This window comes from Bradyrhizobium sp. Arg816 (assembly GCF_029989365.1).
GTDB lineage: Bacteria > Pseudomonadota > Alphaproteobacteria > Rhizobiales > Xanthobacteraceae > Bradyrhizobium.
This window is the reverse complement of record NZ_JAPRAQ010000043.1, coordinates 1-23,093: the sequence shown is the minus strand read 5'-3', so window position 1 is coordinate 23,093 and position 23,093 is coordinate 1. Positions and strand designations below refer to the sequence as shown.

The window sequence follows — 23,093 nt, the reverse complement described above, 5'->3', positions numbered from 1 at the left end:
TGTCATGTTTTCAACTCGGCAGCGATCACGGCGCGATAGGAATCCGCTGCAGTGCTAAACCCACCCGGGCAATCAGATCGGTGTGAGGATTCAGGTCGCCGGACGCAAAGCCATTTGGCTGGTTCGAGCAGAACCGGGCTTACGCCCCCACCCGAGATGCGAGCTCACCATTGCTCTAGTTACGCCGCCTGGACTCTCCTAAGGAAACTTCCAAGTTCGTGCTTCAGCCGAGAGCTTTCCTCAGACAGCAGTTCGGCAGACCGCAACACCTGCATCGACGCCCCCCCCGTTTCCTTCGCGCGATGAGTGACTTCACCGGCGCTCGCCGCCACCTGAGTGGTCTTGCTCGCAGCTTCCCGCAAGTTGAACGCGACATTTTTGCTGGTCTCTTTTTGCTCGCCAATAGCTTCCCCAACTGTTATGGCGATATCGGAAATGCGAGAGACGATCGCGCTGGCTTCAATATTCGCGTCGACGGCTTCAGTTGTCGCGGCCTGAATGTCGTTAATCTGCTTGCCAATCTCCACGGTCGCTTGAGCGGTTTGCATGGCGAGAGATTTAACTTCTTCGGCGACAACTGCAAAACCTCGACCGCGATCGCCGGCGCGCGCAGCCTCGATTGTCGCATTCAGCGCGAGCAAATTGGTCTGCCGCGCGATTGTTGCGATCAGCTGAACCACGCTACCGATCCGCTCCGCAGCGGACGCCAAGCCAACCATGCGCTGATCGCTGAGCTCAGTCTGGCGGACCGCTTCGCGCGCCATCTTCGCCGCTTCCTCGACCTGCCGGCCAACATCCGCCATAGTTAAGGCCATCTCGCTCGTCGAGGCCGCCACGCGCCGAACGTTGGCGGACGCCTCGTCCGATGATGACGCAATCTCCATTGAGAGGTGACCGCTTTCTACCGCGGAGGAGCTAAGGCTTCTGGCGGAGGCTTCCAGCTCCCTCGAGGCTGACGAAACCGCCTCGATCACCCGCCCGACGGCTGCTTCGAATTCGCCCGCAAGCCGAGCGATATCGGCCTTGCGCTGATCGGCAGCGGTCTGGTCCTGTTCGACCTTCGCCTCGAGCTCCGCCTGCAACTTCTCTCGGGCTCTCAACTTGAACATTTCCACACCGCTTCGGCCATATCGCCGAGCTCATCTTTTCGACCACGGCCCGGCAAAACCACATCGAACCGCCCCTCGCCCAGCTGGCGCATAGCTGTGGTCATAGTTGCGACGGTTTTGGCAATACGCTGCCCGAAGAGCACACTGAACAAACCCGCGAGCAACGTTGCAAGTCCAATGAGCCGGACCAGCCTCTGCCGAATTTCTTCAGCCCGCACTTCCATAGCCTGCGCATGTGCGTCGGCCGCGGACATGATCCTGGCGACTGCCGGGCGAATGCGGTCGTAAATCTGTCGAAGATCATCCACCTGATCGCTCAGCGTCTGCTGCGTTACCATGAATGCTACAAAATTCGCCTTGTACGCCCGCATCAGCCCGAGAATCGGGGATTTCTCCTCCGCAGGCACGCTGGCCTGAGCAAGCTCGGTTTCGAACTTCATCTCCCTGGCGGCAAGCTGATCGCCATATTTTTCCTCGCCTCGTAGTATAAAATCCTTCTCATGGCGGCGCATCGTCAGCATCAAATTCGTGAGGCGCGGCTGTTGCATACGGCTCAATCGCTCCTCGACGGCGTGGACGGCGGCACGCAACTTCCCCTGAAATCCATCATCTTCATTGAAGCCAAGGTTGCGTTGCGCTGAAACGACATTTCGAAAGCGGGTCGCATAGAGATTAATCACCGGCCGCAGCGAGGCTGCTTGCCGCAGCGGATCATCATCGGGCAACTCTCCCACGAGTTCTTCGACCCGACTTAAGTCTGCGAGCTGGCGATCAAGATGATCCGCATGCGTCTTGACCGACATTTCAGTAGGCTTGCGAAGGAAGTCGTGCGCGATCTGACCTGCCTCCAGAAAGCTTTGTGACAACGACACGACGCGGGCTTTCAATTCATTACTGGAGCTCGCTTCGCGCTGAACCAAGCTTGCGTAGTGCAGAGCTAAGACGCAGATCGCACCCGTGACCAGCACGCCAGAAACCCCGATCATTGCCATTTGCTCACGTAATCCGACTCGGAAACCGCGGCGGACAAACGACTGTTCGCGGGTGCTGGAGGCGATGTTGCTCACTTGTTATCCCTCGAATGACCTGATCTGCTAAAGACGCGCTGAAGATCGCCGGTTGGACGAATTACGCACGTGTCGAGCGCGAGCCGGTCCACCTGCTTCGCTCGGTCAATGACAAGCGCTACCTAATTCATATTGATTTCGAAATCCTGAACTCGCGCGCAAAACGCGATGCGCGCACGCGCCGTTGTGCGACTTCACGGCTGTTGTGTTCGTCCGCCGAATACCATGCGTCGTATGACGTGACGATTGTGAATTGGGGAGCTCACGGAATAGCTGCATCTAACGCATGCTCTTCGCATAAAACACGCGAAGCACGCTCAAAATTCGCGCCCAATCGGCACTACAAACAGATACTCCTGCATTGGGCTTGCGCAACTTGACCGTAGGCACAAGCTTGGAGCTCCCAGTGAGTGTGGGCACTCACTCTAGGCTCTCTTTAGCCGCCCTTTTGGGGCGTTTCCTCCCTGACTTGGCCGTGCGAACCTTTCGCACGGCCATTTTCGCAGAAAATCGAAGCGCTACGCCAATTGCAGCATTTTCTTACGAATTTGTGGCCTGCGTCGGCGGCACGCACTCGTGCCGCGATATCCCGACGGCCGTGGGCATTTTGCGACAATTCATCGCCTGGCTAACGTCGGCCGGACCCACTCATGCCAGCTATCAAGCGGCTCGCAACCAGCGAAGCCATTTTTGATCGGCCTCCCGCCGCGCCTTGAAGCGATCGACGCACCTTTTGGAGCAGAGCGCCGTTCGCCAGCAATAGTAGCGGATCAGCCCGAACTTGCCGCCACAAATGGCGCAGCACCTTCCTGATCCACCATGGAATGCATGTGAGTTATCGCGCATCTCTGCCTCCTTCGGCGCCACCTCGATGAGCGCTATGCATTCTCCACTTCCACGTCACAGCGCCCGCACATCACGTGCGGCGACACCAATTCCGATTCTGAGGCATGCAGGAACCATCGGGCGCAGCAGAATGACCCGATACGCGCCTTCTCAGCGCGGCCACCCTCAGATGAGCACCTGCGCCAAACTTTCAGACGTGTAACCGATATCTCGAGCTTGAATAATGCGATGAACCGCATTCTGCCGCGCAAATTCTGCAATTTTACGCCTGGACTTGAGGTGCTTCACCTCAAGCGGATTATTTCGGAACTTTCGGAGCTCTTGCTCGGCATGCATCAAGCGAAACGACCGGCAGCTTCCTTGATCACGGCATAAATCTGATCAATATCTGCGGCTGTAACGCAATAGGGCGGCATTACGTAGACGTATTTCCGAGCGGAGGCAGGAGCAGATTTCGGTGCTTAAAGAAGGCCTGGAGTTTCGGACCGATGCTCGCGAGATAGCCAGGGTCACTTGTTTTCAAATCAAGCGCGGTGATGGTGCCGGTCCGACGAACGTTTGCAAAGCGCGGATCAGCAATGAACGGATCAATTGCGCGCTCTTGCATGGATGCTAGTGCCGATACGCGCGTGCCTGCCTCCGAGTTCTGCCAAAGATCCAGATTTGCTTTTGCGGCGGGGCAGGCGAGCGGGTTCGCCGTATATGCACTCGAATGGTAGAATGTCAAATTACGATCTGTCGAATAATGCGCCTCGAAAATATCAGCGCGACAGAGCGTCACTGCGAGCGGAAGCGATCCACCCGTGAGCCCTTTCGAATAGCAGGCGATATCTGGTGTGACATCGGTCTGCTCGCAGGCAAAGAGCGTACCCGTTCGGCCCCGGCCCGTCATGACCTCATCTGCAATGAAGAGAACGTCCCATTCTTGGCAGATCCGCTTCATCTCCCTTAGTACCCAGGCTGGGTACATCAGCATTCCGCCGGCCCCTAAGATCTGGCGCTCCACGATCAAGACCGGCGGGATCTGCTCTTCACATACCGAATATAGCGCATCGAGCGTCTCCTGCTCGCGACCTATTGCCGAGAGCGGAATTGGTGTGACGTCAAATAGAAGCGCCTCATAGGCCGCATTGAACGGGCCACGGGCTCCGACCGACATCGCGCCCACCGTATCGCCATGGTAGGAGTGTTGCATCACGACAATGCGAGTCCGCCGCTTGCCGATGTTATTCCAATAGCCGAGCGCCATTTTCAGCGCGACTTCGACGCTTGTCGAACCGCTATCTGAGAAGAAGACATACTCAAGACTGGCCGGCGTGAGTTGCAACAGTTGCGCCGCAAGCTCCTCGGCTGGCTCGTGCGTATACCCCGCAAAGATAACCTGATTGAGCTTGCTCGCCTGGTCCTGGATGGCACTCACAATATGCGGGTGGCAATGACCGTGGGTCACGACCCATCAGGACGAGATTGCGTCCATGATGCATCGACCGTCGGCCGAGTGAAGGAAAGCCCCCTCACCGCGCAAGATCTTTGTCATCTCGCCTTGAAGCGCGTGCTGCGTAAATGGATGCCAAATTGGAGACTTAAACGTTGGCATTATGAACTGAAATCGTCCGCACGGAACGATGACTTGAATGCACTCTGAAGCGCCTCTGGCGTGAGGGGAGAAATTCTGGGTAGTCGCCCCAACCAGCGCACGCGGCCAATCTCCCGAATGGCCGTCTGAGTTTCCGGATTGCGTTCACCGATGAACGCAATACCCAGAATGCTAATCTGCCGCTTTCGAAGAGCCTCTATCGACAGCAGCGAGTGATTGATGGTACCGAGTTCTGTGCCGGCACAAAGCACGACCGGAAGCTGCCACCTCTCGATCATGTCGATATAGAGTGTGTCCCCAGCGAGCGGAACCATCAGCCCGCCAGCGCCCTCTATGACGAGAGGCCGTCCTCCCGTATCTGGCAGATTTATCGAAGCCGCATTGATGCGAACTCCGTCAATTTCGGCAGACTGGTGGGGCGATGCGGGCGTTCGAAGCCGGTAGAGCTCCGGCACAATTCGATCGGGTGAGAGACGCCCCAACCTTGTGACGGTCTCGGTATCGGTCTCTCCTTCGAGTCCGGCCTGTATCGGCTTCCAATAGTTCGCGCCGAGAAGATCAGATAGGCCGGCGGCAAACACAGTCTTTCCAATCCCGGTATCTGTACCAGTCACCACAATCCGCAAGCTCATCGAGCCCCCTCCATCGTCTCCTCAGCCAGCGCATCAACCATGCAAGCCACATCATCCTCATCGACGTTTGGCGTCAGTGAAATTCGCGAGCGCGCCGTTCCCTCCGGTACCGTAGGGTGGCCGAATTCCCCGAATATCAAAGCCGCGATCCTGCATCGCAGAGGCGAGCCGCATCGTAGGAGCATTATCACCTACAATGTATGGGAGGATCTGCGAGCTGGAATGGCATCGCAGGCTGCGGGCTTCCATCTTTCGATGCGTAAATGCAACCAGCCTTGCGAGGCGCCGCTGCTGCTCGGGTTCCTGCTCCAAGATGAAGAGTGCCGCGCGGACGGCAACGGCAATTAAGGGTGATGGGGCCGTTGCAAAGATGAACGGACGACAACGATTGATCATAAAGTCGCGCAGCACGCCGGAAGCAGTGACAAGCGCTCCCGCTACTCCGAGCGCCTTGCCGCAGGTATGCACAACCAAGAGATTCTCGCGGCGATCGTAATGCTGCTGAGCCCTCGCCCCTGCGCCCCATAAACGCCCGTAGCATGAGCCTCATCGACGACCAGGGAGGCGTCGAAGCGATCTGCGAGCGCGACAAATTCACGGAGGGGTGCGAAATCGCCGTCCATACTGTAAAGGCTTTTCACGACGATCCAGATACGTCCCATTCCTCCATGCCGACGCCAGTCGCGGATCGCACTTTCGATGGCTCCGGGATCGTTGTGGCCAGCCATGCGAAACTCGGCCCTACCAGCTCGCGCGCCTTCATGAATACTGGCGTGAACCGGAGAGACGAGGACGAGCAGATCGCCGCGCTGCGGCAGCGTCGTCGGGATCGTAAAATTTGCGACGTAACAGCTAGGAAGAACAGCGCTGTCTCTGTGCCGAAGAACCGAGCGCCTTCTGCCTCGAGGCAGTCGTGCTCCTCGCAATTGCCGCGCAAAAGCCGCGAACCGCCGGAACCAAAGTGGGGTGCCACGTTCGTCTGCCGCCAAGGCGGCCCTTTTCATACGCGATGCATTCGCGACCGCCAGATAGTCGTTGGATGAAAAATCAATTCCGGCACGCGGATTGAGACCGCGCAGGCGGTTGTCATCTTCGAGGGCGCGCAAGGCCTTGGCGTAGGGGCCAAATCTATCCATTCGCGTCGGGCTCATTGCGTACTCCAGGGCATCTGCCGGCGTTCTCGCGATACCCGGTTGAGGACGAGCTTGAACACACCGCTCAGGGCTTGTGGGTGAGGATACTATTGTTGCGGTCAGCGAGCACGACACGCGGTTGGAACGTCTTTGCTTCGCCCTCGTCGAAGGACGCATATGCAATCACAGTAATTTTGTCTCCGGGCATCGCGAATCGTGCCGCAGCACCATTCAAACCAATGATACCGGACCCTCGCGGCGCTTCGATGACATAGGTTGCAAAGCGCGCTCCGGTATCAATGTTGTAGATTTCGACGCGCTCGTAGATCAGGAACCCCGCCGCATCCAGCAACGCACGATCGATGGAGATTGATCCTTCATAGTGCAGATCCGCTTCAGTTACGGGAGCGCGATGAATCTTGCCCTTCATCAGGGTGATGTTCATTTCACACTCGCTCAGTCAGCGCCTCGATCCGCTGCGCTGCTTCGCTCGGTAAGCTCAGACGTAATGCCGAGCCGAGCGAACAAATTCGCATCGCGATCGAGCTTAGGGTTTCTGGTTGTCAGCAGGGTATCACCGATGAAAATTGAGTTCGCACCAGCCAAAAAGCACAAGGCTTGCAGCTCGTCTTCATATGCTGCCGTCCAGCCGACAGCCGAACCACGCGCATCGGCATCATGATCCGTGCAGTCGCGACCAGGCGCGCCACCGCGATGGGATCCGGACGCTCGGCTTTTCCATTGACCGGCACGCCTTTGACTTCATTCGATAGGTTGATTGGCACGCTTTCCGGATGGATGGGGAGATTTGCGAGCAGCACAAGCATGCCGAGGCGATCGTCGACGCGCTCACCCATCCCAATAATGCCTCCACAGCAGACCTTGATCCCGGCCTTACGGACGTGCGCCAGGGTATCGATGCGATCCTGCAGCGTACGGCTACTGATGATGCTGCCGTAGAATTCAGAGGAGGTATCGACGTTGTGGTTGTAGAAATCGAGCCAGCTTTGGACAGCTTTACAGCCTGGGTCGCGGTCAGCATGCCGAGCGTGACGCAGGTCTCCATGCCAAGACCTTTGACGGCGCTGACCATGTCGCACACCCGATCAAGTTCGCGCTCTTTTGGACTACGCCAAGCCGCAGCCATGCAGAAGCGGGTGGCGCCGGCCTCTTTGGCGCGCTTGCCTGCGACTACCACATCGTGGCCGTCCATCGGACGGGTTGCTTGCAAACCCGTGTCAAAGTGCGCACTCTGGGAGCAATAGCCGCAATCCTCCGGGCAGCCCCCTGTCTTGATACTGAGCAGGCTAGCGGTATGGACGTGGTTTGCATCGAAGTTCTGCCGATGAACGTTCTGCGCCTGGAATAATAGGTCTGCAAACGGCAGCCCATACAAAGATACGGCCTCGACGACCTCCCAATCAAAGCGGACCAGCCCACTGATACCAGCATCTGCAGCAGGATTCATGCATTCATCCCTGATCCAATAGATGTCGGGCTGGTAGGCGACCTGCTGTAATTCGGGCTGACTTGATGCCTGCCCGCGCGTTTTCCAGGCAAGGGTATAAAGGCGTGCACTCGCTCAAACGCTGCGGAAAATGCCCTAGAATGCAAAATTTCTGCGAGAAGCACCACACGTGATACCGATTCCGACTCTGGCCTGTGTAGAGTTAGAACCTTGGCTTGGCTTAGCGCCCGAGCGAGACCATGTTGCAGCCGTTCCTCGGCCCGCCTCGAGCACCGACAACCGGCTGCGCGGCGGGGCCAGCCATTGCGGCGGGCTCACATTTCGAGATAGTTAACCCAGCTACACTCCACGGGATCGCAGACCATCCATGATTCGTCACATCGTATTGTTCCCCGCTAAGGACAAAGCTCAGATCGATCAGATAATCGAAGGTCTCTCGATCCTTACGACAATTCCACACCCACGTCGGCTGGAGGTTACCCGCAATCGCAAGAGCGACCAACTCGGGAGCGATATCGATGTCGTCGTTTATGGTGAGTTCGATAGCGACGCTGAACTCGCAGCTTACAAGGGGCATCATTTATACCAGGAATCAATCAGGCGCGTGCGACCACTTCGGGAGCTACGGTTCGCGGCGGACTATAGTGCCTAATGGATACGGGCTCCAGAAAGACGGCCGAACCAAAGCACACTGGGGTCACACACACGACGGCGCTCAAGCAGTTGGCTTTCGGTCGTCCGGCAAGGGGCAGGTTCCGATTTGGCCAGTTCGTTGCTCTGGCGACGCGCCTCCTGACGAAGTTCTGCGGCGAAACGACAAAAACTCCGAATATACATTGCGAGTTCGCCTCGGGTGATTTTCCTCCTCTGCGTTCTTTAGGCTCACAAACAACTGGTCCGTGCCTGCGCCGAGAGCAAGACCGAGCCCGTGAGTCGCAAGGCACGGGTCATCCGTGATCGCGAAAGCTCGAGGTTACCCGACAAAGTCAAGGCAGCTTCACCGGGGAAATTCGGCGCGGATTTCGCTACCCAAGGACGTTCAGTCAAGGCAATCGAGCTCGAAAACCAGATTGATCGCGCTTTCCTTCACTTACGGGCGGCTCCGTAGAGAACCACCTGCCTATACAGCAACCGGCAAAAAGCGCCTGCCGGTTGGAACGGAACACCTCTCAAAGGCCAGAGCGACTGATCGTCAAATGCATGTCCGCGAACTTCGATGGATCGAACCTCCCGTTGCTATGCGGCGTCTTGGAAATCAACCGAACCCCACTTTTCAAGATAGCGCCGTCAGGCACGAGTTGGGGCGCTACTCATATGTGACCTGCGATCCATTCAGTAGCTACATGGTCAAAAATGGACAAGCGAGTTGCAACAGCGTCACTCTTGCGGGCAATCCGTGGGAAGCTCTCCAGATTCTACTCGCTAGATATCCGCAACAGAATCGAGCAGATCTCCCGCCCTTTCAGGGAGGTGCAGCCGGCTATTGGGGCTACGACCTAAACAGGACACTTGAGCGATTGCCGGCACCTGCGATTGCCGGTCGAGCTTTGCCCGACTGTGTCCTGCATTTCTATGACGTGGTCATCAGCTTCGACCTTCGAGATCACAAGTGCTGGATCGTTTCGACCGGATGGTCGGCTCAGGAGCCCGCGCCTCGACTTGAACGCGCACACCGTCGCGCCGATCAGTTCGCCGCCTTACTAGACATGCCAACGCCAGCTCTAAAGGACCTCCCTGGCACACTGGGCGGTAGTCCAATTTCAGCCTTGACAGCTACATCGCCGCTATACAGCGCGTCATCGGCCTCATTTTAGCAGGAGACGTCTTTCAAGCGAACATCGCGCAGCGTTTCACTGCGAGGATGCCGACCTCATCCGACCCGATTAGCTTCTACTGTCGACTTCGGTCACTCAATCCAACGCCGTTTGCGGCCCTGTTGCGCAATGGGGAGATCACCATTGCCTCAAGTTCACCGGAACGTTTCCTGAAGCTCGACGCACGAAACCTCGAAACACGCCCCATCAAGGGCACCATAGCGCGTTGCAATGATTCCGCGGAGGACCAGCACCGCGCGCAGGCCCTGGTCGCGTCCGAAAAGGACCGTGCCGAAAACTGCATGATTGTCGATCTTCTGCGCCGCGATCTGTCGCAGGTCTGCATTCCGCAATCGATCGAAGTGCCAGGGCTGTGCAACCTCGAATCCCACGCGTCGGTGCACCACCTCGTCTCGATCGTTACGGGTGAACTTTCAGAGAACCAAGACGCCGTCGCGCTGCTGCGAGCTTGCTTCCCAGGTGGCTCGATCACGGGGGCGCCAAAGGTGCGATCGATGGAGATCATCACGGAAGTGGAGCGAGTGGCTCGACAGATCTATTGCGGGGCAATCGGCTTCATCGGTTTCGACGGGCATCTGGATACTAACATCGCGATCCGCACGGTAATTATTGATGGCGATCAAGCCATGTTTCATGCAGGAGGCGGGATAACAGCGATGTCGGATCCGCAAGCCGAGTACGCTGAGACGCTCGCGAAGGCACAGCGAATCTTTGAAGCTTTTTGGTGCTGAAGTACCTGGTCCGCTGTGATCCTCATTATCGATAACTACGACTCCTTCGTCTTCAACATCGGCCGGTATTTTCAGAGGCAGGCGAATCAACCGATGTTGTCAGGAACGATGCGATCAGCGTCGCCGACGTGATCAACCTTAATCCCCGTGCGATCGTTATCTCTCCTGGTCCCTGCACTCGAAGCCAGGCCAGAGCATCTGTGGCCGTTAGCCGCGAACTTTCAGGTCGCATCCCGATTCTCGGGATTTGCCTCGGCATCAGTGTATTGGAAGCGTTTTCGGCGGACGAGTGACGCGAGCGCTACGCCCCATGCATGGGCGATCCTCTCTTATAACGCATGAAGGGGGCCGCTATTCGAGGGACTGCCCTCCCCACTTTCAGTCGGGCGTTATCATTCGCTTGTGATCAAGCTCGACTCGCCCCCAGCGCGGCACCTCGTGGTGACAACGCGGTCCGAGGAAGGCGAGATCATGGCTCTCGCACATCGCTATCAACCAACTTATGGCGTGCAGTTTCATCCGGAACCGAATACGGGTATCTGCTGCTCAACAATTTCTTGCGCCTGGTTGAACCGAGGATGTAGGCCAAGCAGAAATGAGCCGCCAGCTGAACATCCCAAAACGCCGAAGCAGCCAAGCTTCAGCGCTTGGTCGTGAGAACGGAATAATGGCTCGGCGTTCCATGGGCTGGCGTAACTTCCAACATTGGGCTTGCCGCCTCCATAGAGATCAATCGCAGAGAGCGTGAGAAGTCGCGCGCACCGGTGCGGCGTCCTGCGCAGGGCCTATGCGTCTTGCAACACAGCGGGCGCGGAGTGCAGAGCCAAAGCCATTGGTCATTCTCAGGATGCTCCGGAGTCCGTGCTGCCTGGCAGAACTGGCAGGGGAATACGGTTCAGGTTTGACGTATCCTGAAGCCGAACTCCATGGTGGGCGGCCCGAGCCACAACTTATGAGCTTCCGCGCAGTCGAACCGATGTCTGACGCCCAGCCGTCATGCAAGCTAGCGTCACAATTTCGATCACGACTTGGAAGCGGGTGATCATTATTAGCAACTCGGCTGGCCAACCAGAATCACTAGGTCACGGATAGACATGATGACTCAGCTCTTGGATCGTCCTTGGCCTGGCTCGGCCCCGCCGACTGTTTTTGTTGGCAGGAACCGGCGCGGTAACTGGGTTGCCCGTGAACAAGGGGGCGCCTTTGGCGGCCTTTTTGTCAACCGCGCCCAAGCTTTGAAATATGCTCTCGTCGAGAACGGCGGCCATCGAGAGAGCATCATCGAGGTGACACGTGAGATCGAACTCGATATTTGGGCCAACTCATGAAGTACATGAAGAGCGTAGGCCGGCGAGCCCCATGGCGCGAATCCTATCGTTATCTCCTGCAACGCCCGCTTTGCATTCGGCTGCCGGCTCTTCGGCAGCTTGGCGAGTTCGTTTACAGTCTTGTGAACCAAGCACCGCTGCTCGCGCGTTTTCGGTTACACCTCGCCGGCGACCTTCCAGAAGCCGAGTGCGCCATTGCAATGACGAACCGCGGAGCCACGTTGAGCCCGCTTCAGATCAGCAGCAGATCGCGCCAGTTGTGCGCGCTCTCGCGGGCACCATCGGTGAAGCCGACCAGTTCCTTGCGGCCTCCGCCGTCGCACCGATCAGCACGAGGATGCACTGGCTTTTCGTCCTAGAGTCGCGCCTCCAGATGGCTGCCATCGGCCCAGATGTAAACGTAGCGCTTCGCCGACAGGCCGCGCTTCTGCCACGCGGTGCGCTCTTCGAGCGAGCCATCCTTCAGTTGACTGATGGCGGGTGCCGACGACCCCGCAGCATCCTTGTCGACCAGCGCAGCCAGCGCCTCCGAGAAATCGCGAGTTGAGATACGCACCAGGTAAAGGACCGGCAGCAGCGTCTCGATCGACTTCGAACTGCGCACGTAGGGTGGCGGGATCGACGGAGAGTCCCGGATGCGGTCGGAATCGGCGGCGTCCGTGTCGCGATCGCACGCGTGGCTGGCGGATAGTGACGGGACCGACACCGGTCATCACCTCGCGCTCCTGCAGGTGACCGTGGCGGACCACGTGCTGGTGGCCGTCCGCGGTCTTTAAGTCGGCATACTTGCCGAGAGGTCTATCGGCGTCGACCGTCTGGGCCAGAAGAGCACGTGCCCGTTGCGCAAGACTTCTTGTCTGCTCGCACGGGGACAAGACAACCGATACAGCTTACGACGTTCTTTCTCTGGCCACGCACCTCTTTGATCTGACCGAGACGGTCACATCAGAAGCGGAGAGTGGCAAACCGGGATCCAGCGCGCAAGAGAGCAAGGTTGAACTTTTGGCACGAGATGAAGATAGTCTTTTCGCGCTGCGAGTTCCCAAAGAATTCGAATGTGGCCCCCTGGTCTATTTGGCCGAAAACGTTGTCTCTTACGCGCAGCTTACTTTCATCTATAATGTTCTGACGAGGCCGATCTCTCCCTCATCAGAAACCAGCACATAACTTATGCCTCTGTTATTTAGCCGGACGGCTCTCTTCGAGCGCTGTTGCCAAGAAGTTGTGATGTTGATCGAAGCAGGATCGCTCGAGCTCATCCCTCGCTTTGCGATCCTACTAGGGCCGCAAAGAGAATGACATCAACGTTTCCTCGGATCGGAGCGCATAATAGGCATCGCTGTGTCGAGCGTCGGCTTTGTCCGTATAACCTAGTGGCTCAACATTTATCTTCGTCGTGAGAACGGCTTGCCGATTTACATCGAGGGCAACAAGGCTTCCGGCCCCCGCGCGCAGCGCCGCAAGGCCGAGCACACCTGATCCGCACCCCAGATCCAGTACCTTACACCAAGCTTGATGTGCCATTTCGACATCAAGGCGTCGGCTCCTTGCAAAACCGCGGTGACAAAACGCCAGGCCGGATGTGTAGAGCCATGCCGCTCACCTCCACGCCGTGGGGATGTTCGGCCAACCTGAGTTCAGCCAGCGTTGCGTCTACATCCGTCATCTGGAGCCTTCAGATACGGGTCCCGAGCACTCATTCTAACACTCCTTCTCCCGACTTTTGACGTTACGATATCTCGCGCAGTCGGCCGACCCGGATTTAAACACCGGAAAACCGCGGTGCCGCTCTCTATGCTTCTCTACCGATCCATACCGACGTTGTTGTCCCGGAATAGCGACAACGCCCATTGGAATATGCCTTGCTCGTCTCCGAACGCACTTCGTCCGTCAATCGGTCTGCTGCTTTTCAAATTGAGCAATCTTCGATCTGACCGTGGTGCGACGCGATGCGCCGTTAACGCAGTGATAGAGACTTACTAGGCCGAATACTATTCATGGCCCCCCTTTGCCCAACATTCGTAAACGAAGCGTCCTGCGAGCTCCTCTTCAGGTCATTTAGAGACGCAAGCCAAGATCCACCGCGTCGCTCAACCTTGGCTATTTCTTCAAGCCCACAACCTGACGCGGCGTGAGGTTCAAGCCTACTGCTTTGAGAGGACGTTGGGATCCGAATACAGCTTCCCATTGCAAGATGGCTTTCAGCCGGAGGGCCAAAGCAGTGGACCTCAAAGCGAAGTTGTTGCTTTGACTGCCAGCATGATGGTTCTTAGTGCGGTGGCGCACGCATTGGGTCCGGGTGTCGCTGCTAGACACAAATCCTGCGCCAGGGACGTGCCGAGCGAGTGCAACAGGCGACGAACCCCACGTCATTCCGTGCTGGCGCGATCGAATAATCCCCAAAGTAACTTGGCGTCACCTTTACATCGGCACCCCACCTCAAGAGCGGTTCCGCGGTGATCGCTGTCTGCTTTGACAGCGACACAAGCGCACGGCCTGTGCGCGGCTCGCGACGGCCACGAAGCCGCGCTCATCATGCGATCGTCGAGCCGCAGTCCCGTTCGATGGCGACGGATATTGCGTGCCGGTCTCGCCGAGGTCCACGTCAGGGGCATGACGCTGCCGACAGATTACGCAGCTTTTACGTCGGTCTTTTGCACGCCTCTATCGCGTCTAACAGATTTTGATGACTATCGAGAAAGCCTGCAAACACATCCACGATGAACTGAGCGTCGGCGCGAGTCATCGGTGTCGAGAGGGCTGCGGCAGCAGACGGCAGGATAATGCCGTTGTCCGCGAAGAACCGCGTAAGCTGTTTCATTAGCGTTGCCCCGGCAACCGTGGGATAGATCTCGCGATAGTCATTCGGAGCTTGTGCGCGCGGATGAAGTCGAAAGAGGGAGGCCGCCCCAGTCACGCACAGCGGCGCATCCCGGACTGAGATGGCCCGCCCAATCCCGTCACGGACAATATCCCCAAGTGTCTCGAGATGTGCAAAAGCCACGGGATCTAAATGCCTCATTGCGGCGAGCCCCGCTGTCATAGATAGAGGATTGGCCGAAAACGTACCGCCTTGCGGAAGCAGCGGCCGCCCCGCTGACCCGTCAAAGACTTTCATCACATCCTCGCGGCCGCCGATTGCTCCAATGGGCAACCCGCCCCCGATGATTTTGCCCATCGTGACGAGGTCCGGAACTAGACCGTAACGGGCGGATGCACCATGGAAACTCTGCCTAAGATTTAGGACCTCATCGGAAATCACCAGAATGCCGTTAGCGCGGCCTGCTTCGTGCACCGCAGCAATGAATTCGGGCTTCGGCGCAACGAGACCGCCCCGGCTCGGCATCGGATCCACAATGATGGCGGCGAGATGGTCAGCATGCAGCGACATCAACCGCCGCACGCTTTCAACATCATTGAAGCGTAGCACGACAACTTCGTCGAGCACACTCGCGGGCATCCCACGATAGAACGCAGTAGAGTTGGGTTCCATTGGATTACCCCAATTGGCCGGTGTCGCCGCTTGACTGACCTCGACCCAGTCGTATGCCCCATGATAAGCGCCCTCGAGCTTGGCAATTTTTGAACGACCAGTGAAGGCCCGCGCAGCCTTAATCGCAAACAGCACGGCCTCCGTCCCCGTGTTGACGAACCGAACACGGTCAATCGCCGGAATGCGGCCGCAAAGTAGTTCGGCCAGCTCGATTTCGCTCTCTGTTGGATTTGCGAAGCAACTGCCGCGTTGGAGTTGGTGGGTTAGCGCTTCCACCACAGGCGCGAAGGCATGGCCATGGATCAACGTCGTGAAGTTGCAATTGAGGTCGACAAACCGGCGGCCGTCGACATCGAAAAGATAACTGCCGATCCCGCGCTCGATATAAAGCGGAGTCGGATCCCGATCAATGGTTACTCGTGACGTTCCATCGGGGAAAACCAGCGATGCCCGGTCAAAGTTGTCCTTAGACTTCTGCCCTACGCGCATTTCGGCTGCCATATTGAAACCTGCGAGCTCCTTGGTGCACTGTACCCTCATCGATTTTTTCCGGATTTGTGCTGAGTGGATCCATCTATACCTGTCACCCAGCAACCAGTTGCCGCCCTCGCGAATTGGCCGGCTATCGGGACACGGCGTTGCTCTAGAGGTAAATTGACGGCAAATACTTGGACCTGCAAGTTTGACCTAGAGCAAATTGGCCGCATTTCGTCCCGATCCGTGACTTTCGGTCGCGTTTTCATCCGAGCATCTTAGAAGACCCGTTTGTAATGAGGCCACGGCCGAAGCGCTCGCGCATGCCCCAATGGCCCGTTTGGCTCCGTTGGGGATAGCAGAATTGTCAACCTGCCGCGGCTCCGTCTACACGCAATGCGAGGCCTCTCAGAGGCCGTATCATGGCCGGCAGGACGAATTGCAAATTGACATACACACTAATAATGGATTGAGCCACTACCTACTCTGGGAGAGTAGTGTTGCCTTTGGCTATTCGAGAACGCGCCGCGTATTAGGCTCCAGATTGCAAAAAGCAAAGTGAAGCCGGTTATTCATCTCGGTCAGCAGCAGTCGACGAATTCGGGCGAGCAGCAATAGCTTTCTTCCCGAAGCTCGGGTTGCGATGGCTCGTCTGCTCATCAGACCAATTGCTATGGTTTCAAATCTAACTCGAATAAGAGCTTCGGGGCTTGAATTAGGGCGCTACTGGGCGTCGGTGGAGGACCCGGTGACCGCTAAATCATCGGCCAAGCAGGCATGACGTCTAGATCGAAAGGAAACCCGTCCAATCGTCACCGATAGCGCACGCGGTTCCCTCTTGGTGCAGCCGCACTGCACGCGGCTCAGCGTATGACTCGGGCGCTCCATTGCGGCTCGCGGCTCGGTAGCATCAAGCGCAAGCGCGTCGATCCGCACCGCTAAGATCCCGTCATCGGTGCGATAGAGTTGACTTGTTAGTCTGACGCCGCGTTCCTGGCTTTCGCGAGCTCTTCTTCCGATACCATCTTCGTACCGATGATCCCCTCCTTAGCCAAGTGCGCGATCTCGGCGTCGGAAAGCCCCAGAAGCCCTGATAGGATCTCATTGTTATGTTGGCCAAGGGTCGGTGCCGGCGTGCGGATCGTGAATGGTGCTTCACCTTCCCGAATCGGCATTGACGGCTGCGGATGCAAGCCAATGAAAGCGCGTTCGACCTCCTGCAGATACCCGCGCGACCTGAGATGCGGATCGTCGAGCAGGTCGATCGGCAGGCGTGCCACGCCGGCAGCAACTTTTGCAGCCTGCAAGTCGGACATAGCCTGATGCGGATCGCGGGTGATCGTCCAGGCTTCGATGCTTCTCTCAATGACATCCTCGATGCCGCGGCGCTGTTCGGCCGAGTTGAGCGATGTGTCCATGGCCCAGTCTGATCGCCCAATAAGCGCTGCAAGTCTTTGCCACATGCCCGCATCCGTCGCGGCGACCACGATCCACTGGTCCTCACCCGCACATCGGAAGCAGCCATGCGGAACGAATTCCGGATGTCGATTTCCGTATCGTACCGGCGGTGTACCGGCGATCGAATGAACAGTAATCCATGGCGCTGCAAAGGGCATCATACATTCAATCTGGGCAAGATCAATGAACTGGCCCTGCCCCATGGTACGGGCATGAATGAGGGCAGCCAGAACCGCAGCGCAGCCGTTCAACCCGCCGACGGCGTCTCCGAATGCGATATGGCTCATCATGGGTGGCCCGTCGGCCTTTCCGATCACACTCGGCAGTCCCGATCCCTGCTCGAGAGTCGAGCCGTAGGCCCGGCAATTGCTACGCACACTGTTCGTGCCAAACGCTGACATCGACATCATGATAAGGCGATCGTTGAGCTCTTTGAGCACGTCGTAGCCAAGTCCGAGCTTCGGCAGCACACCGGCCGAATAATTGTCAACGACAATATCAGCTCCCGCTGCGAGCCGCTTCGCGATGGTTCGGCCCTGCTGCCGTGTCAAGTCGAGTGTGATACCTCGCTTGTTTCGGTTCACCATGCAGAAGCGCAGCTTCTTCTCATACATCTGATCCTCGATGTAAGCGCGCCTTCGGTCAACGCCGCGCCACCAGTCCGGATATTGGATGGCTTCTATTTTGATGACGTCCGCACCGAGATCAGCCAGTGAGCGCGTGCACAGGGGACCAGCCCAGCCCATGGAGAAATCGATCACGCGAACTCCATCCAATGGCAGCCCACCAGCATCGAGGCGATCGAAGGGTGTCGACGCACTGTCGGTGAGACGTCTTCGGGTATCCGCAAACCTCTGCTGTTCGCCAGGAGCCGGAACCTTGCCGCCGCGTCGCGGCGGCGTCAATGTCAGCATTTGCATAGACCCAACCGTGCAGCCCTCTTCTTCACCGAGCTGGACGGGCACAATCGCGCCACGCTCGTTCTTCTCCGCGCTCCGCAAAAGCTCGGAGATTTCGGGCACCGGCACGATCGGGATCTTGCGTTTTAGCCCTTCCTCAAACCACTCCTGGGCTGTTCGCGCCTTTAGCTTTGGAATGAACTGTCGTTCGATCTCCTCAATGTGTTGTAGGCGATCGGCGCCAAGCAAGAGAGCCGGATTGTCACGCAATTCGGACATGCTGAGCATGTCGCAGAACGAGCGCCATTGTTCTGGAGTTATCGTTGTAATACCGACCCAGCCGTTTTTCGTTTTGTAAATACCGACCGGAAAGTTTGGCCAGAAGCGATTTACGCCAATGCGGCGCATGACGTCGCCGCGCTCATAGGCCTCAAATATCTGATACTCACAAAGAGCGAGGCTAGATTCAAAAACGCTAAGTGACCACGACCATCTTCTCCTACGACCCTGTAATCCCGCAAACGCGGAAGAAGCCACGGCGATGAAACCCCACAGACCGGCTAAGATGCCAGTCTGGAAATCCGGTGCGTGCAAGGGGGGGCCCTCGGGCGGTCCGGCCAATTTGATGAGACCGGCGAGCGCGCGGACGGTCGAATCGGTTGCAGCGAATCCTGCATACGGCCCCTCGCCGCCAAACCAGGTTGCTTTGAGGTAAATCAACTCAGGGCGTCGCTGCCGAATCCCGGCGATGTCGATCGATGGGCAACCTGCCGGATCAATATCGCGGCCATCAACTAAAATATCGCAAGCTTCGATCAGCGCCGTCAGCCGTGCGATTGCGTCATGATCAGTGGCATCGATAATCAGGCTGGATTTGTTAAAGTTTAGGAACGCAAACCACGCACCGTGGCCACCGGGCGTGAGTGGCGCGCAACAGCGGAGTGGATCTCCTTCTGGTGGCTCCACCTTCTGAACATCGGCGCCGAGATCGGCAAACAGGCGCGCGCAATAGCTGACGGCTGGCGAGCTACCGATCTCGATGACCCGAAAATGCGACAACACTTCCATGGAGCGCTCCGTTTTGTTTAGCCATTCGATCCTTCGAGAGCTAGCCTGCGACACGACGCGAGCTCATCGACACAACAAAAGCAGTGCTTCTTCGCAGGCGAAGACGCCAGCGTTTGCGATTGCCCGATCAAGCCAGTGCGTTGACCAGCACGCACTGCCTTGATCTAACGCCCAAGATCGACGTTTGTTGATCTTGAACATGGAGATGAGCGACTCGGTCGTGCCGCGGGCATCGATGACCGGTCTGTAAAAGACTGCATAGGCAGATCCTCGACTTTCCTCATCTCCTTGCGAAACCAGGCGGAACAGCAGCCTCCAGCCTCTGGCCGAATTCCCAGGTTGGCTACGGAATAACAAGCGTGATAGCTGGATAATGGAAAATTCCGGAGGTTCGGGTATCGCTTCGGTTACATCGATCTCTCCTTGTCCACGGGCGGCTATACGGCCAGTCCGCATGAGCTTAAAATCGTGGAGCCCGAGTGAGACCAGCATCGTGCCGTACGTTAAGTGCGATATGCATCAGCCTAGGCAGCGAACTCGCCGCCAGTAATATCGATGGTTGCACCGGTGATAAAGGCTGCCATCGGCGAAGCCAGAAACGTTGCGACGTGCGCCACCTCCTCAGCAGTTCCAAAACGACCGACCGGAATCCTGCTGAGAGCCGAGCGGTTGACCGGCGCGTGGGGCGGTCCGGTCAGATCGCTGAGAACCCGCCCAGGAGCAATGCAATTGACGGTAATACCGTGCGGAGCGAGATCCCGCGCAGCAGCGCGGGTTAGTCCGATCAGTCCCGCCTTCGAGGCGGCATAATGCGGCCCTGCGATCATCGGCATGGCGCGCCCTGCAAGCGACCCAACATTGATAATGCGTCCATAGCCCTTTGCAACCATTGCCGGTGCCAATAGCCGTATCAGACCGAACGGACCGTTGAGATTGACGTCGATAACCCGCGCCCACTCAGCAAGTGACGTCTGCGGAAGCCAAGGTGCATCCTGGTCCACACGTTTGGGCGAAATGCCCGCATTGTTCACTAGCACCGCGATCTCGCCCCAACGTGCGCGAATCCGGTCAACAAATCCTTCAACTTCGTTGTGTCGCGTTATGTCGATTCTCTCAGCATAGAGCCGATCCCCCGGACAGCCGAGAAGATCAAGCGCCCGGTCAACATGTTCTGTGCTTGTCGCGACAAAAGCGACCCGGTCGCCATCGGCCAGAAAGCGGCGAACGATTTCTAGTCCAATTCCGCGCGCTCCTCCGGTCACGAGAACAATGCGTCGGTCGCTTTGATCCTTGTGTTTTCCTGGTTCCAGCATAGTCAGATCGTCACCACCGGTAGCAACGAGCGTGGAGTACGCATCGCTCGAAATGGGGGATCATCGTCATCGTGACCTTAAGAGCAATGAGGCTTCACGCGTCGATCCCGCAAGCCTCTGCATGGTGGATTTTGAATCGGCACCACCGAACACGAGATAAATCAATTTCGCGACCGATGCCAAACCTTCCAGCGCACGGGCAAGCTTGCGCGTTCTGCCGAGTTCCGGTCGGCTCGCTGAGAGGTGCAGCGTATTTCTGATCGTCGGCTCTCGTGCAGCGTCGCAATGCGAACGGGCAGCGACCGCACGGGGCTGGACCGTGATACTAGCGCCGACGCATCGCGCCAGTGTTTCGAATACGGGATATTTTCGTAGGCTACGCTGACCGAGACATGGCGCATATTTCAGCCGGGCGAAGTTATGATCAGGGTGAGTATTCATCATCGCGTAGGGCTCGGTCGAGAACCTTGGCGGTCGGGAGACGCCTTCGGAGCCAAACGAGCATATCTGGGGGAGACGCACTCTCATCATCTTTCTCGTAAACACAAACTTAACACGCCTGTGAATTTATCTTCTGTATGATTACCTCACCGCAGAGGGTATGGCTTTCCGGTGGTTTTGGTCACTTTTTCTATAATACAATCGCACAGTCGCTCTATATCATGGACTTCATGCTCTGCTGTAATACACACTCGAATGCCTGCTCTTCCTTGCGCAACGGTCGGGAAGAAGGTTACCGACGTATAGAAGCCCGCATCGAGAAGCTCTTTGCCGACTGCAATCGCCGTGGCTTCCGATCCCAATGCAATCATTCTGATGGGAAATGAATTACCGTGCTGAGCGGTCGCGATATGACGATCAAACACCTCGATACGTTGCGCTAGCCGCCTTTGCCGCTCGCCGAGTTCTGCCGAACGGTGAATTTTGCACGAGCTAAGTGCCGCACCAACCGCTGCGAGATTGGGTGGCACTGAAAATGCATAAGGAATGGAGTACCGTCGAAACAGTGCTTCGTGCTCGGCCATTCCGAGCATAATCATGCCGCCCGATGCGCCGAAGCCCTTGGCGAGCGAGGCTACTATGATCGTATGGTCACCCAGCACTGGCGGAAACTGAGAGCGAGCAAATCCTTCGCCTTGGCGTCCAAAGATCGATATACCGTGAGCATCATCGATATAGAGAAAGAGCCCATACCGTTCCTGCAGCTGGCGCAGCTCTTTGATCGGCGAGTTCCCGCCCATGGAGTAAACACCATCGCATACGTAGGCGACTACCGGATGTTGACGACACAGGCGTTCGAGAGCATCGATGTCGTTGTGCGCAATCGTTTCCACTCGCGTTTCATCAGCAACTACCGGCTTGTGATATGCAAGCGAGATGTGCGCAATCCGGTCGAAGACAACGACTGGCTTTCGTCCGCCCGTCAATTGACCCGAAGCAAGGAGAGGCATCACGCCTAGATTGGCGAGCATGACTGTAGAACAAGCGATTACATGTGAGCAGAACAGCTCTGAAAGGTTTGCTTCAAGCTCTGCGAGAATATCGAAATTGAGTCGCGTTCGTGCGCATGACCAGTGTAACGAATGATGCGCCTCAATTGCGTCGATCGCGCCGGCTAAAATCGCCGGATGGTTGTCAAGGCCCAAGTAGGAGCACCGCACGAAATCGACAATCTCGCGCCGAGTTTCAAGTGGCCCTGTCCCTAAACTTACAACGCGTCCAGTCGTAGAACGTGCCGCGACGCCCATCAGACCTGCCCGGTGAGCCGCATCAAAGTATGGACGACTCTGGTTGACCATATAGCTCGTGTTCCGAAAATGTCCGACAGGTAGACCATCGTTGGCGACCGGAATCTGCTCTTGCATTTCATTCTCCGTTCCATCTGCCAAGATGCGCAGCCGACGGCTTACATGAGTGAGCCGGATAGGCGACTAAACAAGATGGGCGCGCCCCTCAGGGATTTTGAAATCCTAGGGTCTGCTCGACCGCCCCTTTTGCGTCAACCAGACCTTAAGGAGTGGGACCGTGCTTGGCAGCTACCAAATCGGACAGGCTAACGGCCGACAAATTCGGAGTAAGACTTTTGACGTCGGCGAGACGTTGCTGTGCGTTCGCCGCGAAAATGGCAGGGTTGGTCGATCTTTTGACCTGAGCCCCTGAACTTCCTCCAAAAATGGGTAGAATCCGTCCACCTTGAAGGAGACGGAGATGAAGCAGTCGAGGTTCACGGAAGAGCGGATCATTGCGGTGCTGCGGGAGCACGAGGCAGGATCGAAGACCGGTGATATTTGCCGGAAGCACGGGATCAGCAGCGCGACGTTCTACAAGTGGAAGGCCAGGTATGGTGGCCTGGACGTATCCGAAGCTCGGCGCCTCAAGGTCCTTGCCGACGAGAATGCGAAGCTGAAGAAGCTGTTGGCCGAGGCGATGCTCGACAACGCCATGCTAAAGGACCTCAATTCAAAAAATGTATGGTCCGCCCCGTCCGTGCAAGGGTTCGTAACAGCAAAAATGACGCTTCCAGTTGCATAAATGTATCCGGCCTCTCGCGAGTGGACTGCTGTTGCAGCCAGGCCATGATGAGATCCGCGCACGCCGTTCCCAATAAATGGTTCGGGCACGAAGCCCGCTTTTTTGCACAG

13 protein-coding genes and 6 pseudogenes are annotated in these 23,093 nt (G+C 57.2%); 5 read left to right on the top strand and 14 right to left on the bottom strand.

What is annotated here, in order from left to right; genetic code table 11:
* Positions 1 to 179: 179 nt before the first annotated feature.
* The 8 genes and pseudogenes from OWC48_RS44320 to bioB all read right to left on the bottom strand — a co-directional run bounded on the left by OWC48_RS44320 (position 180) and on the right by bioB (position 7,852).
* On the bottom strand, positions 180 to 1,109 hold the full coding sequence (locus OWC48_RS44320) for a methyl-accepting chemotaxis protein (RefSeq protein WP_282525668.1): 930 nt from the start codon (positions 1,107 to 1,109) through the stop codon (positions 180 to 182).
* The gene (locus OWC48_RS47110; RefSeq protein WP_282525667.1) at positions 1,097 to 2,176 is read right to left on the bottom strand and encodes a HAMP domain-containing protein; all 1,080 of its coding nucleotides are present in this window, start codon (positions 2,174 to 2,176) and stop codon (positions 1,097 to 1,099) included. Before OWC48_RS47110 ends, OWC48_RS44320 begins: the two co-directional genes overlap by 13 nt.
* A 1,181-nt stretch (positions 2,177 to 3,357) precedes the next feature.
* A pseudogene (locus OWC48_RS44310) lies at positions 3,358 to 4,619 on the bottom strand (adenosylmethionine--8-amino-7-oxononanoate transaminase).
* Positions 4,619 to 5,251, bottom strand: a complete 633-nt coding sequence (bioD, locus tag OWC48_RS44305) for a dethiobiotin synthase (RefSeq protein WP_282525666.1) — start codon at positions 5,249 to 5,251, stop codon at positions 4,619 to 4,621. Before bioD ends, OWC48_RS44310 begins: the two are co-directional and overlap by 1 nt.
* A gap of 57 nt (positions 5,252 to 5,308) precedes the next feature.
* Positions 5,309 to 5,719 (bottom strand): aminotransferase class I/II-fold pyridoxal phosphate-dependent enzyme, encoded by a 411-nt coding sequence (locus tag OWC48_RS47265; RefSeq protein ID WP_368860686.1) that lies wholly within the window; start codon positions 5,717 to 5,719, stop codon positions 5,309 to 5,311.
* Positions 5,689 to 6,387: an aminotransferase class I/II-fold pyridoxal phosphate-dependent enzyme gene (locus OWC48_RS47260; RefSeq protein ID WP_368860685.1), complete on the bottom strand. Its 699-nt coding sequence runs from the start codon at positions 6,385 to 6,387 to the stop codon at positions 5,689 to 5,691. Before OWC48_RS47260 ends, OWC48_RS47265 begins: the two co-directional genes overlap by 31 nt.
* A gap of 82 nt (positions 6,388 to 6,469) precedes the next feature.
* Positions 6,470 to 6,829, bottom strand: coding sequence for an aspartate 1-decarboxylase (panD, locus tag OWC48_RS44295; protein ID WP_282525665.1), 360 nt, complete (start codon positions 6,827 to 6,829; stop codon positions 6,470 to 6,472).
* An 11-nt stretch (positions 6,830 to 6,840) separates the two neighbouring features.
* Positions 6,841 to 7,852: pseudogene (bioB, locus tag OWC48_RS44290) on the bottom strand (biotin synthase BioB).
* Positions 7,853 to 8,219: 367 nt separating this feature from the next.
* Between bioB and OWC48_RS44285 the strand changes: the two are divergent.
* The 4 genes and pseudogenes from OWC48_RS44285 (at position 8,220) to OWC48_RS44265 (ending at position 11,746) form a co-directional block, all read left to right on the top strand.
* Positions 8,220 to 8,504, top strand: a complete 285-nt coding sequence (locus OWC48_RS44285; protein ID WP_282525664.1) for a Dabb family protein — start codon at positions 8,220 to 8,222, stop codon at positions 8,502 to 8,504.
* 544 nt (positions 8,505 to 9,048) lie between these two features.
* Positions 9,049 to 10,418, top strand: a pseudogene (pabB, locus tag OWC48_RS47615) (aminodeoxychorismate synthase component I).
* Positions 10,419 to 10,433: 15 nt separating this feature from the next.
* Positions 10,434 to 11,002: pseudogene (locus tag OWC48_RS44270) on the top strand (anthranilate synthase component II).
* A 510-nt stretch (positions 11,003 to 11,512) separates the two neighbouring features.
* Positions 11,513 to 11,746: a hypothetical protein gene (locus OWC48_RS44265; protein WP_404979925.1), complete on the top strand. Its 234-nt coding sequence runs from the start codon at positions 11,513 to 11,515 to the stop codon at positions 11,744 to 11,746.
* Positions 11,747 to 11,796: 50 nt separating this feature from the next.
* Here OWC48_RS44265 and OWC48_RS44260 read toward each other — a convergent pair.
* The 6 genes and pseudogenes from OWC48_RS44260 to OWC48_RS44235 form a co-directional block, all read right to left on the bottom strand.
* Positions 11,797 to 12,582, bottom strand: a pseudogene (locus OWC48_RS44260) (transposase); the annotation flags it as partial.
* A gap of 442 nt (positions 12,583 to 13,024) precedes the next feature.
* Positions 13,025 to 13,270, bottom strand: coding sequence for a 50S ribosomal protein L11 methyltransferase (locus OWC48_RS44255; protein WP_282525663.1), 246 nt, complete (start codon positions 13,268 to 13,270; stop codon positions 13,025 to 13,027).
* 1,117 nt (positions 13,271 to 14,387) lie between these two features.
* On the bottom strand, positions 14,388 to 15,740 hold the full coding sequence (locus OWC48_RS44250) for an aspartate aminotransferase family protein (protein ID WP_282525662.1): 1,353 nt from the start codon (positions 15,738 to 15,740) through the stop codon (positions 14,388 to 14,390).
* 947 nt (positions 15,741 to 16,687) lie between these two features.
* Entirely contained in the window at positions 16,688 to 19,138 is a 2,451-nt protein-coding gene (locus OWC48_RS44245; protein ID WP_282525661.1) for a CoA transferase, read from the bottom strand.
* 524 nt (positions 19,139 to 19,662) lie between these two features.
* Entirely contained in the window at positions 19,663 to 20,451 is a 789-nt protein-coding gene (locus tag OWC48_RS44240; RefSeq protein ID WP_282525660.1) for an SDR family NAD(P)-dependent oxidoreductase, read from the bottom strand.
* 587 nt (positions 20,452 to 21,038) lie between these two features.
* Positions 21,039 to 22,316: an aminotransferase class I/II-fold pyridoxal phosphate-dependent enzyme gene (locus OWC48_RS44235; RefSeq protein WP_282525659.1), complete on the bottom strand. Its 1,278-nt coding sequence runs from the start codon at positions 22,314 to 22,316 to the stop codon at positions 21,039 to 21,041.
* Positions 22,317 to 22,659: 343 nt separating this feature from the next.
* Here OWC48_RS44235 and OWC48_RS44230 point away from each other — a divergent pair.
* Positions 22,660 to 22,923: pseudogene (locus OWC48_RS44230) on the top strand (transposase); the annotation flags it as partial.
* Positions 22,924 to 23,093 lie beyond the last annotated feature (170 nt).